Below are 12,567 nucleotides of genomic sequence, written 5' to 3'. Positions count from 1 at the left end.
CCCGGGGAAAATTATTTTTACTTTCTTTCCGGTTGCTGCCGCGGAGTTGCGCCTTCTGCTTTCACTACCCTGCAGGCTTTCTGCCAAAGCCTCTTTTCCTCTCCCCTTCTTCTCAGTTGGGAGTGCAAAGGTAGGGCTTGTTTCTGGCTTTGCAAGCCCTTGCCCTTAACTTTGCTGCTCAGCCTAGGCGGGTTTCTGCTAACTGCCTGAAGGGCTACGGGAAAACATTGGAAAATAGTTCAGGGTTTACCTGCCGCTTAGTTTCTTGTATACTTAAGACAAAGGATGTTCATACAATCTGTCTTCCTTTAGCCTGCTTATGTCTATGCGACGGCTTTTATGAAACATCTTGATATTCATGCAGAGTTCATGTTTGGTATAGAATACCTTTGTTCATTCATAACTATAGAGTTAAGAATAATCTGCCTCTCTCCTATTATATATAGTATATCTTTTCACCCTATACTATACTATACTATACTATACTATACTATACTATACTATACTATACTACTGGCTTTATTAAGTGTCACAATTTGTTATTCAGAAGCATAGTAGCCATTTGTAAGTTTTTACTTTCGGAGCAAGCTCTTCTGCTACGATAATATAAGCCATTCCAGCGCCTCGCTCTCTGTGAAGAAATACTGGGTATGAACGAACGGGACTTTTTCTTCGATCTTACTGATCAACTTCTCGAATGTAATCTGCTGTAATGTGTCAGGGGATGAGATTACTGCCATGCGTTCTAACTTAACTTCAGAAAAAACTTTTATAGAGACTTTGGTAACTAAACGCTGATCATCTATGGTGAGAACGCCTATCAAATGATTATCTACCATCACTTTTTTAGCTTTAAGTTCAACCACAAAATAAGCAGCCTTTTGAATGCCGACCTTGTACTCAGTACTCTCAACAGGACGAAGCCAACGAAGCAACAGAATGCTTTTTTGCTTATCCATAGCAATCTGGACGAAGTCTGTCTCATACAGTACTTCACTTTCTATTGTAGCTTGTGTTGTAATATCTACTGACTTATTAATACTCGCTGCAGCAGGCTCAGTTTGAACAAGCTTTCTAAGTGCTGCGCTATTGCAATTATTCGGTATGGTAATCAGATCATCAAGGACACGACTTTCAATCTCAAGACCTTCAAATAGCCACGACTCTGCTTCTTCATTAGATAAAAACGCGTTCGTTTGATATGGTAATCCCTCTGTACATTCCATGACACGAGCATAGGCCAGCCACTGAGATTTATCTTTCGCCAGCACCCTTGCGCTTCGGCGTAGTGAGGTGTTTGCTTTTATTTGCTTCAGATAGAGTGCAGTAGTATGAAGATCCCTTTCCGAGGGCATACCAATTTGTGAAAGATCCATCAGGGCAAGCTCTGCCTTCAAGGTGACGGTACACAACGCAATAACACGGAGTCCATCCCGGTACTCTTCGCTACTCACAGGCCGCAGCCAAGAAGCTATCAGGAATTTCAGAGAAGAGCTAAACTTAAGGGTAAGAAAGTTTGGTTTCATAGCAGAATTTGGTACGGTATAACAATGTATGTTCTTAGCGGGAAAAAAGCGAACTTTTAGACTGCAAAGAATAGCTTGTTTGTACTGTTTAGTGGTTCCGGTTGTATTTAATTACATTTTGGGAGCGTACGTCCAGGTTAATATTAAATCAGGAAGATAAAAGTGAATCAAGTATGAGGTATGTGTACCAGGCAAAATACTTCTATACTATATCAGATCATTCAACATTTACTGTTAAACACATTGAATCTACATGATGTAACCTCATGTTCGGAAAGAAATTGCCTTACTTCTTAACATTTAGGGGTGATCCCGGTTAATGCCTTTTCAACTAAGGCTATTTACTTATATTTGCAGACCATCTTAACTTTTACACTACATGATTCTCTTTGAGAACAGCATCATAAAGCTTGATTACACTCCGGCTACTGACATACTCGACGTAAAGTACCCTGATTTACACTTGTATATACTTCCTGAGATCAAGCACAGCATTGACATACTGGTGGATACTGTTAAGAATTATGATGTGAAGAAAGTGCTGATCGATTCAACAGATACGGTAATGTCTGTAACTGCTGAAGAAAGCAGAGAAATAGCCACACACATGGCCTTTAGCCTGGCAAGTACCCGCCTGCAGAAATTAGCCCGATTGCAGTCCCTGGACAACACAGTGGAGACAAGAGCAAAATCTACTATACAGTACTTCAATAAGTCACAAATGCTCCCCTTCGAACTGCAAAACTTCTCTGACAGAACCGTAGCCCTTGCCTGGCTGCAAAGCTAATTTATCTGACTAAGAAGTATAAACCGATACTTGTTTCAGGGCTCTGACAAGCTAAGATATCAATCAGCGCATAGAGTTATTTAAGAAGAGGAGAAAAGTGAGCCTTCTGTTTCAGGTATAACAGAAGGTACAAAGGGAGGGTTATTTCAACGCTGAACTTCTAGATGACAAGATACAAAGGCGTATAGTATAAGATGACCTTCTTGAATTCAGTTCTTGCCTACATCAATGGTACCTTGTTCAACCTAGTAAACGCTGCGCTTCGTTTACATGGCACCAGTTCAGCTTCCACAAGCACCACGCTGACAAAATAAAGGCTATTTCCAGTATCAGTTCCATATCTAAATATAGCTATATATTTTGTGAAATCAAATAAAAGCACCTTTAGATAACACCAAGGCGTACCTTGGAGATATCTTACATCCACCCCTTCTTTCTGAACCATAAGTATATAAAGAGTGTCACAAGCCCCATGATGAATAATACAGCCGGGTAACCGTATGTTTTCTCCAGTTCGGGCATAAACTCGAAGTTCATACCATACACACCAACTATAAAGGTCAACGGCAGAAAGAAAGCCGAGAAGATGGTAAGCACTCGCATTACCTCGTTCGTTTTTTGAGACGACAGCGAAATGTAAGTATTGATCAGGTTGTTTGTGCCGTCGTTTACCTCTTCGTACTGGGTTTCCAAATGCACATAGAGGTCGCGCAAGTCCTGTACAGCGGTGGGCTGAAAACTCTTCTGCTGCATGTTAGACAATATCACTTCCGACAAACGTAGCACGCGCTTGCAAACGGTAGCTTTGCGCTTCAGGTGGTAAAGTCCTTTGGTGAGCGGCGGCATCTTCTTGTTCAGGAATGTCTTGGCTTCGTAATAATCGAGCTCCTCGGCCAGGCTGCGGGCAGGTGCCTCGTACGTCCTGAAAACAGCTTTTATCAGTTGAACCAGCAGGTCCGCAGGTGTTTTAACTATCCCGGTTGCAACATACTTTTCTTGTATATCCTTAATCAGGACAGTAGGGTTCCGGTGGATCGTGATGATGAATTTTGAAGAGAAGAATATGGCAATCTTATTGGTAAGTTCCTGAATGGTATCTGCCTCCCGGTGCGCTTCGGTATCATAAACCCGGGCAATCATAAAGGCAATATCTCCGATGGCCTCATACTTAGGCAAGTGCTCTGGCTGCAGGGAGTCGACAACAGAAGAAGGGTGCAGGCCATACGTTGCCGCCACATCCTGTAGCTCGGCTTCGGTAGGGCTTTCCAGGTCTATCCACTGCCAGGCAGCCGTTTCTTCTGACACTAAGTTTGCTATCATGTAAAGGTTGTTTGTTTTGTTGTGCCGGGCAGATGATGGTTTCTTATAGCAGCTCTCATGCTACCCGGAGGTAAACTATACTTAACACAATTGTAAGTATAAAGATGGCTTACAATACAAGTAAGCTGGTTTCAGCCATCCCAAACTTACCGGTATTACGTTAAACAAAGTATAAAACGCTGTATTTAACTTGTAGTCTCTAAATTAGAGTCTATACTGATGTAAGCAGAAGCGTATTTTGTTTTAGTGTCATACCAATGACAAACGATATCATACTTTGGACAAGCTTCAATGCTTTTGTTCTGCTGCTGCTTGGTCTGGATCTGTTTGTTTTACACCGTAAAAACCATGAAGTAAAGATAAAGGAAGCATTACTTACCACCCTATTCTGGATAGTATTAGCCCTATGCTTCAACCTTTTGATCTACTTCTGGCAGGGCCGGCAGGCAGCATTAGAATTTCTCACAGGTTACCTCGTCGAAAAATCTTTGAGTGTAGACAATTTATTTGTATTCATTCTCATCTTCAACTACTTCCAGGTTCCTCTAAAATACCAGCACAAACTCCTGTTCTGGGGAGTAATAGGAGCACTTGTGCTGCGGGCTGCTTTCATACTGGCAGGCGTTGCCCTGATCACGAAGTTTGATTTCATCATCTATATACTTGGCCTTTTCCTTGTCGTAACGGGAGTTAAGCTTGCATTTACTACTAAAAAGGACATGGACCCATGCCATAACCCTTTGGTGAAATGGGCCAGCAGGCACATGCGCGTTACCCAGACAACGCGCGGAGGCAAGTTCTTTGTAAAAGAAGATGGGAAGCTGCGTGCCACTCCCCTGTTTCTGGTGCTTGTTATGATTGAGAGCACAGACCTAATTTTCGCCACCGACTCCATACCGGCTATACTGGCCATTTCGCAGGAGCCTTTTATAGTATACAGTTCTAACGTTTTTGCTTTGCTGGGACTTCGTGCGCTGTATTTTGCCCTGGCAGGAATTATGCAGCAATTCCATTACCTGCACTACGGGTTGTCCCTGATATTGGCCTTTATTGGTATTAAACTGCTCATAAGCGACTTCTACCACATTGATATGGTGTATGCACTGATCGCTGTAGCTGCAATACTGGCTGTTTCTGTAGTGGCTTCGTTGCTGTTTCCTGAAAGAGAAAAGAAAGTATCTGCTTTCCTTCCTGCAAAAGAAAGCCTTACCTGTCCTGAAGAGTAATTGTTATACTTAGCAAGTTGTAAAAGATCTTATTACTTTTGACAACCAAATTAGGCAAGTATAAAAAAAGCCGCCCCGGTGTAAACAGAGCGGCTATTATAGTTTAGTCAGTTATTTCCTTCAGAAGAATTACAGCTGCTAACAGGTTTATGGATTGGTAGAAAAAATGCTGGCCTCTTTTACAAACACCCTTCTGTTTAATTTCAGCTGGGCGATGATGAGCTCGGCGAAATCTTCCGGATGCATTACCCGCTCCGGATCGCCTGTGATAAGATTTGCACTTTGCGCCAGGTCTGTTACTACTGTGCTTGGTGCCAATGCTGTAACACGTATGTTGTGCTTGCGGACCTCCTGCATGAGGCTTTCCGATAAGCCAAACACAGCAAACTTCGAAGCACTGTAGGCGCTGGTAACCGGGCTGCCCGATTTACCGGCAGTTGAAGAGATGTTGATGATATCGCCGGTTTTGCGTTCGATCATCTGCGGCAACACAGCGCGTGTGGTATAATAAACGCCGAACACGTTTACTTTAACCTGCTGTTCCCATACTTCCGGCTCCAATTCCAGGAACTTACCAAACGTAGCAGTACCCGCATTGTTGATCAGAATATCTATTGGGCCCAGATCATCCTGGATTTTTGCAACAGCAGCTTCAACTTCGGCCCTGTTACTTACATCGGCAGTGGCAAAAGAAGCCTTTACACCCAATGCTGTAATTTCGTCTGCTACGGCTTTTACGTCCTTTTCTGTTCGGGCCGTTAACCCCACATGCACACCTTCCTTTTCCAGAGCGATCGCTATCGCTTTACCTATGCCTTTACTGGCGCCGGTCACCAGCGCTACCTTATCTTTTAATGACTGCATTCTTTCTATACTTGTATTTATGGTTCACAAAAACCGGAATGTTGGTAGCATTCCGGCATCAATTAAATAGATTTCAATCGGTAATATATTTACTCCAGTTTGTACCTGGTTAGCTTAAACAGCTAAATAACCCAGATGCAGTAGGGGCGGAAATTAGCTAATACGCAGTACAAAGTTTGATTTGTTTTTCAGCTTATACAACACTGGACCGAATCCAATGTTTTTTAGAATTGCTATTTATAGTATACTTCAGGAAAGTGCCTGAGGCGCAGGATCTCCGGCTGGTCTGGAGCGGTCTTCAGGAAGCGGAACAAATTCCTGATTGTCGGAAGGTGGTAAAATGATCCGGCCTTCTTTCCAGTCTGCTTTTGCCTGCTCGATCCGGTCCTTCCTGGACGAAACAAAATTCCACCAGATAAAACGCTCACCCAATGGCTCCCCTCCTAACAGCATCAGCGTTGTGTTTTCTTTTGCAAGTATAACAGGATCTACCCCTTTGTTGAAGACAAGCATCTGCCCTATCGTATAGGTAACACCGGACACTTCTATACTTCCTTTGGCAACATATATACCACGCTCAGTATGGCCGGTAGGTAAACCGAAGCGGGCACCCTTCTGCAGCACAACATGCAGGTAGAATAAAGGCGAATGCGTTTTCACATCATTCCGCAACCCGTAGGCATCGCCTGCAATAAGCCGCATCCAGATTCCGGTATCGGTGAAAACCGGGAGGTGCTCCGGTTTATAGTTCGTAAAAGCAGGGGAGGATTCTTCGTCTTTCTCCGGCAAGGCTACCCAGGTCTGGATCATTTCGAGCGTTCCTCCCGCCAGTGCGGCAGGGTCTTCGAAGCGTTCAGAGTGCGCAATTCCGCTGCCGGCCGTCATCCAGTTCACCTCTCCCGGACGGATTACCTGCTCCACGCCCAGGCTGTCTCGGTGCGTTACCTGGCCGCCAAACAAGTAACTTACCGTAGATAAACCAATGTGCGGATGAGGCAGCACGTCCATCGAATGCACCAGTTCCAGCTGAACGTCTACAGGCCCTGCATGGTCCATAAAGATGAAGGGCCCAACCATCCTGCGCAGGCGGAAAGGAAGTATCCTTCGTACATTCATCCCAGGTGCCAGGGATGCTTTTCGGGCTTCGATCACTATATCCAGCATATCAGGCTTGTGTTTTATATCTTGAACGGGAATTAAGAAATTATGAACAAAAGTATACTTGCGCTTTATTCCCGTGTGGGTAATTAAAGTTAGATCAAGTTATTGATTGTTCTGTACCAGGTATACCTAGCGGTAAGTATAAATCAAAAATCAAACTTCTTTACGTTGATAGTGTAAGCGCATTATCTTCTTATATTATACTTATATTGGCATGTTGTGCAGGTCCCAAATAACTATTCACACAATGATTCAGGCTCCTATAACAGCATCTTAATTTAAACAGAAACACGACCTTTCTTCCAAAACCAATTATGGATTTAACAGAACCTAAACTCGCCGAAGCACCACCAGCTACCGGCCACCCGAAGCAGCTGTACATGCTGTTCTTTGCTGAGATGTGGGAGCGCTTCTCCTTTTACGGCATGAAGGCATTGCTGCTGGCCTACATGGTTACACAGCTGAAATTTGATGAGCCGAAAGGCTATGCCATACTTGGCTCTTATGCCGCACTGGTGTATACCATGCCCTTATTCGGAGGTATGATGGCCGACCGCTTTTTAGGCTACCGCAAAGCAGTTATGTTTGGCGGCATCCTGATGAGTATTGGCCACCTGGTACTGGCCGTGCCCGAAGACTGGAGCTTCTTTTACGGGATGGCTTTTATCATCTGCGGAAACGGGTTTTTCAAACCCAACATTTCCAGCCTTGTAGGTACGTTGTATCCCGAAAACGATCCGCGCCGGGACAGCGGCTTCTCTATATTTTACATGGGCATTAACATTGGCGCTGCTTTAGGCGGTTTGTTGTGCGGCTATGTTGGGCAGCAGATAAACTGGCACTATGGCTTTGGCCTGGCAGGTATTTTCATGATCCTGGGGCTGGTGGTGTTTGCCATAGGCAAAAAGTCGCTTAAAGAAGGATTGCCACCAAATCCTGCAGCATTAAGAAAACCATTCTTTGCAGGCGTACCAACTGAATTTGGCATTTATGCTGCTGCGCTATTGGTTATCCCGGCTATCGTTGCCCTCTTCAACCGGTACGAGATCATGGACTTTATCATGTTCGGGCTTGGAGCTGTCTCCCTGGTTTATATTCTGTACATCGCGCTAAAACTTGAGGCAGAGGCGAGAAATAAGCTGTTTGCGGCGCTTATCATGATCGTTTTCTCCACGCTGTTCTGGGCTTTCTACGAACAGAATGCGGGATCACTTAACCTGTTTGCAATGCGCAACGTGGATATGCACGTAGCCGGCTTTGAGTTACCTGCGTTGGCAGTCAACAATTTTCTGCCACCGGCCTGGGTAATTGCGCTTAGTTTTCCTTTTGCGTGGTTGTGGCCTGCGCTAAACCGCAGAGGGAAAGAACCGTCAACTCCTTTAAAGTTTGGTTTGTCTTTCGTATTCCTGGGGATCGGGTTTAGCGTATTTTATGCTGCCTGCCTGCTGGGTGCCGAGTCCGGCCTGATCTCACTTCCTGCATTTATACTTGGCTACTTCTTTATTATATGCGGTGAGCTGTGCCTCTCTCCGATTGGCTTGTCTATGGTTACCAAATTATCCCCGGCCAATATTGTGGCCATGATGATGGGTATCTGGTTTTTTGCAAGCGCTATTGGCGAGTTCCTGGCAGGCAAGATCGGTGCCCTGATGAGTGTACCGGAAAATGTGGTAGATAACCCGGTGCTTTCGCTTCCCTATTACGCCGACATCATCAGCAAAATAGGCATGTACTCGATCGGGATTGGTGTGGTGCTTATTGTATTAGTGCCGCTTATCCGCAGGTTAATGAGCGATGTGCGGTAAAGTATAAACTGCAGCAGCAAAGTATAGTTTGTGCTAAAATGTAGGCCAATGCTATACTTTGCTGCTATCTTTGCAGTTCTTTATAATTCCTTTTAGCCATGGATTTTGTTACCATAGATTTTGAGACCGCTACGCCTCAGCGGGACAGCCCCTGCGAGATCGGGATTACCCTTGTGCGCGACAGACAAATTGCAGAAACTAAATCCTGGCTGATCAAGCCGTTGTACTACCCGCATTTCAACCATTTCAACGTAGCGGTTCACGGCATAAAGCCTGCTGATGTAGCACACCAGCCTTCTTTTGCGGAGCTCTGGCCTGTGGTTAAACCCTACCTGGAAGGTCAATTGCTGATCGCGCACAACGCCAGCTTTGACTTTAGTGTGCTGCGCAAAACACTTGCTACCTATAACATTCCGTTGCCCGCCGCACGCTTTGCCTGCAGCCTGAAGTTCTCCCGCAACATCTGGAAAGGGCTGGCAGCTTATGACCTGAAATCGCTCTGCAACATGCACCGTATCAACTTCCTGCACCACCGGGCTGCTTCTGACTCTCATGCCTGCGCAGCACTCACGCTAAAAGCGCTTGATTTTACCGGTACCCGGTCAGAAACGGAGTTCACGCTTAAAATGCAGAGCACCATTACGCACCTCTGCAAGTAAACCTGTAGAGCCCTGTTCAGAGGTAAAGTATAAAAAACTACCTGACTGGCGGAATGGAGTACGTACCTACGGCATGCGCCACTGGTTCCAGGTCGCCTTCCGAGTACAGCAGCACCTCGCCAACTACCAGTCGTTTGCCTACTTTCATTAGCCGGCACTCCCCTAGTATGTCGCAGGTAGCAGAAGGCTTGCGGAGAAAGTTGATGGTAAAATTGGTGGTAACAGCAAGCGCTACCAGGCCGATCTCGCCAAGTATGGCTGCATACATGGCCACATCTGCAACCGCCATCAGCACAGGGCCCGATACGGTTCCTCCCGGCCGCAGGTGCTCTTCTCCTATGGGCTGCCTGACCTTGGCCGATCTGTTTCCCACCTCTTCCACGACTACGTTCGTTTGCGGAAACTCCCTTGTCATAAACTCCGCTACCTTTTCTTTCAAGCTCATACAATGCTATTAATCCGACAATGTTCCTCCCAAACCTAAGGAAAGATTTCGTTTCGTAGTAAAGCTTACGTTATCTCTATGTGGCTTATAGAGCAAAATAAAAGATCTGAAATAAAGCCTGATGGGGTAAATACTGAAGGCTACTATCTTAACTAGTATATGTGATACCAATCAGAATGTAAAAAGGGGATTAAAACGAAGTTTGATCCCCTTTTTATTTCAGCATAAGTATAATTTAAGGTGCTGGTTAAGCGCTCCGATCCATGAGCATGATGGCAGCGATCGTTTCGATACCTTCCCACAGGTACCGGATCTTTACGTTCTCGTTTTCCGCATGCTGGTTGTTGTCATAGTTCACGATCGGCACCGTGATCACTTTGGTTTCCAAGATTTCCTCGAAGAGGTATAAAGGCAGGCTGCCACCCATAGACGGGAACAGCACCAAAGGCTCTTTTGTGGTAGACTGTACAGCCGCCTGTATACTTTTCGAAATAGGCAGGTCCATAGGCGTGCGCTGGGCGTTGTAGCCATGCTCCACTTCTATTTTGATCAGGTTCGGATACTTGCTTCGCTCCTCTTCGGTTGGCTCGGCTGCTACCACATGATAGCCCTGGCTTTTAATATGGGCAATTACTTTGTCGACCTGCTTTTTGTAGTCATTCCCTTTAACCAGCCGCAGGTCCAGCACGGCTTCCGCTTTGGTCGGAATTACATTGCTGGCAAGCGGACCTACGTTGGCGCTTTGCGCGCCGTTGATGTTCAAAGTCGGCAGCATGATAGATTCCAGTAGCGAGCGTTCCTGATTCTCAGGGGTGTGCACGCCCAGTTCTTTTTTCAATAGCTCATCCTGGTTCGGGATCTGAGCCAGTGCCTTCTTTTCGGTATCTGTCAGCGGGGTTACGTCATCGTAAAAACCTTTGATCAGCACCTGCCCTTTGTCATCTTTCATAGAGGCTAACAGGTGTACCAGTTTAAGCGCAGGGTTCGGAGCCCAGTTGCCGTAGTTGCCACTGTGCAGCGGGCGTTTTGCCCCGTAAACGGTAAGCCCCACGTTCACATCGCCACGCACCCCATAAACGATGGTCTTTCTGCCGGACACATGCCTTGGTCCGTCAATAATGATCCAGCTATCGGCCTGCAGTTTTGCCTTGTTCTTTTTAAATATCTCGTCCAGGTGAATAGAGCCTATCTCCTCCTCCCCTTCAAATAAAAACTTGATGTTCACCTTCATGCGCTGCCCCGTCTTCACAAGCGCCTCATAGGCATTCAGTATCGCCATAACGCCGGCCTTATCGTCAGCGGCTCCCCTGCCTGAAATGCGCCAGTCCGGGTTAACAGCGTCGCCGCTTTTATAAGGCCCCATGATCTTACCGCCACTTTCAAGCGGGGCAGAGATCAGTACCGGTTTGAAAGGCTCCAGCCCTGCATGCCATTGTTTCGGGTTTACCGGCTGCCCGTCGTAGTGCGCATAAAAACCGATGGTACGGGTGGCACCCGGCGTTTTGATCTCCCCGAACACTGCCGGCGTAACACCAGCCGTAGTGCCGGTAAGCAGCTCCGCCTTAATCCCCCTGCGCTCCATCATTTCCTGTATAAAAGCTGCGTTCTTCCGGATGTTGACCGTATCGGTAGAAACATTCGGAATGGAGAGAAACCGGATGTATTCCTCCATCAGCTGTTTGTCGTTTTTGCTTACATACTTTTGAATCGTCTGGGCCTGGAGGGTAGAGCTCAGGCAAACAGAAGCCAAAGCGAATCCAAGGATTTTACAGGTGCTGATCTTCATGTGTGATTTAATTTAAAGTATAGAGCAGGCAAAAGCCCGCTGAAGCTTATGCTAATATAAGTATCTATTTGATAGGATGGTGAAGTTTAAACCAAACCTGCTCAAACTTAAAGCGCACGATTGCACATTTTCTGTTACGGTTGTAAAACAAGACTATATTGGCAGGTTTTATACAATAAAAACTATATATTAGCATACAAACTTTGCATAACCAGCAACCATGGAAAGAAAACTCCAGATCACAGGCAAGGGCAAGCTCTCCGTAACACCCGACATCATCATCCTTTCCTTCGACGCCACCGCGCATGAATGGGAATATGAAAAGACAGTGAATGCCCTTAACAGGAAAGTGGAAGAGCTCCGCACGATTATCGGGAGCGAAGGGATAGAAAGGAAGAGCCTGAAGACAAAAGACTTCAGCATCCGGAAAGACACTGCCTGGAACAAAAAGACAGAAAAGCATGAATTTAACGGATTCCGGGCCTCGCATAGCATGGAACTGGAGCTGCCTTTGGATAAAAAGATCATCAACAACCTGTTGGGCCGGATAACTAAAGGGATGGAGAATCTGGACTTCAGCATTGCCTTCGGGGTAAAGGACGCGGCAGAACAGCAGCAACAGCTGATCCTGCAGGCAATAGCCAAAGCAAAAGAAAATGCCAGCCTTATTGCAGGAGCCACGGGCGTAGAGTTGCTGGAGATCCTCGACATTGATTACTCTTACCGGGAACTGACCATCCGGTCGCAGCGACACGATTACGCGGTGTACGAAGCCGAAATGATGACTACCTACGACGCTGCCCCGGACTTTGAGCCGGACGACATCGATGTTACCGAGACCGTGACAATTACCTGGAAAATAGGGTAGCGAAGTATAGGCAAGGCTTGCTGGTCAGCGTACCAGCAACGGCTGGCCGAAGCAGATTGCAAGTATGCGAAACGTTAATGCTCCGTAACCGTAAAGCCGAACGCGATTAAATTACCCGTA

Annotated in this window: 11 protein-coding genes; 5 read left to right on the top strand and 6 right to left on the bottom strand. The window is 46.0% G+C overall.

Features of this window, described 5'->3' with window-relative positions; all coding sequences use genetic code 11:
- Positions 1-596: 596 nt before the first annotated feature.
- Positions 597-1,526 (bottom strand): hypothetical protein, encoded by a 930-nt coding sequence (locus MJ611_RS16650; RefSeq protein ID WP_250431388.1) that lies wholly within the window; start codon positions 1,524-1,526, stop codon positions 597-599.
- A 379-nt stretch (positions 1,527-1,905) separates the two neighbouring features.
- Between MJ611_RS16650 and MJ611_RS16645 the strand changes: the two genes are divergently transcribed.
- Positions 1,906-2,313 (top strand): hypothetical protein, encoded by a 408-nt coding sequence (locus tag MJ611_RS16645; protein ID WP_250431386.1) that lies wholly within the window; start codon positions 1,906-1,908, stop codon positions 2,311-2,313.
- Positions 2,314-2,730: 417 nt separating this feature from the next.
- On the opposite strand, the gene MJ611_RS16640 is transcribed toward MJ611_RS16645, so the two are convergent.
- Positions 2,731-3,633 (bottom strand): magnesium transporter CorA family protein, encoded by a 903-nt coding sequence (locus MJ611_RS16640; protein ID WP_250431384.1) that lies wholly within the window; start codon positions 3,631-3,633, stop codon positions 2,731-2,733.
- A gap of 257 nt (positions 3,634-3,890) precedes the next feature.
- Here MJ611_RS16640 and MJ611_RS16635 point away from each other — a divergent pair, with 257 nt between their 5' ends.
- The gene (locus tag MJ611_RS16635) at positions 3,891-4,859 is read left to right on the top strand and encodes a TerC family protein (RefSeq protein ID WP_250431382.1); all 969 of its coding nucleotides are present in this window, start codon (positions 3,891-3,893) and stop codon (positions 4,857-4,859) included.
- Positions 4,860-5,006: 147 nt separating this feature from the next.
- On the opposite strand, the gene MJ611_RS16630 is transcribed toward MJ611_RS16635, so the two are convergent.
- Both MJ611_RS16630 and MJ611_RS16625 read right to left on the bottom strand, forming a co-directional pair.
- Entirely contained in the window at positions 5,007-5,723 is a 717-nt protein-coding gene (locus MJ611_RS16630; protein ID WP_250431380.1) for a 3-ketoacyl-ACP reductase, read from the bottom strand.
- A 249-nt stretch (positions 5,724-5,972) separates the two neighbouring features.
- Positions 5,973-6,887 carry a pirin family protein gene (locus MJ611_RS16625; protein WP_250431378.1) on the bottom strand — a complete coding sequence of 305 codons (915 nt, stop codon included), beginning with the start codon at positions 6,885-6,887 and terminating at the stop codon, positions 5,973-5,975.
- 311 nt (positions 6,888-7,198) lie between these two features.
- On the opposite strand from MJ611_RS16625, the gene MJ611_RS16620 reads away from it, so the two are divergent.
- The gene (locus MJ611_RS16620; RefSeq protein WP_250431376.1) at positions 7,199-8,689 is read left to right on the top strand and encodes a peptide MFS transporter; all 1,491 of its coding nucleotides are present in this window, start codon (positions 7,199-7,201) and stop codon (positions 8,687-8,689) included.
- A gap of 98 nt (positions 8,690-8,787) precedes the next feature.
- Positions 8,788-9,348 carry a 3'-5' exonuclease gene (locus MJ611_RS16615; protein ID WP_250431374.1) on the top strand — a complete coding sequence of 187 codons (561 nt, stop codon included), beginning with the start codon at positions 8,788-8,790 and terminating at the stop codon, positions 9,346-9,348.
- Between the two features lie 37 nt (positions 9,349-9,385).
- On the opposite strand, the gene MJ611_RS16610 is transcribed toward MJ611_RS16615, so the two are convergent.
- Both MJ611_RS16610 and MJ611_RS16605 read right to left on the bottom strand, forming a co-directional pair.
- On the bottom strand, positions 9,386-9,793 hold the full coding sequence (locus tag MJ611_RS16610) for a PaaI family thioesterase (RefSeq protein WP_250431372.1): 408 nt from the start codon (positions 9,791-9,793) through the stop codon (positions 9,386-9,388).
- A 247-nt stretch (positions 9,794-10,040) separates the two neighbouring features.
- Positions 10,041-11,579 carry a M20/M25/M40 family metallo-hydrolase gene (locus MJ611_RS16605; protein WP_250431370.1) on the bottom strand — a complete coding sequence of 513 codons (1,539 nt, stop codon included), beginning with the start codon at positions 11,577-11,579 and terminating at the stop codon, positions 10,041-10,043.
- Between the two features lie 220 nt (positions 11,580-11,799).
- Between MJ611_RS16605 and MJ611_RS16600 the strand changes: the two genes are divergently transcribed.
- Positions 11,800-12,447 (top strand): SIMPL domain-containing protein, encoded by a 648-nt coding sequence (locus MJ611_RS16600; RefSeq protein ID WP_250431368.1) that lies wholly within the window; start codon positions 11,800-11,802, stop codon positions 12,445-12,447.
- Positions 12,448-12,567 lie beyond the last annotated feature (120 nt).

Origin of the sequence: Pontibacter ruber (assembly GCF_023630205.1) — a bacterium.
GTDB lineage: Bacteria > Bacteroidota > Bacteroidia > Cytophagales > Hymenobacteraceae > Pontibacter > Pontibacter ruber.
Note: the sequence above shows the minus strand (reverse complement) of the source record. Positions and strands in the feature narration are given on the sequence as shown.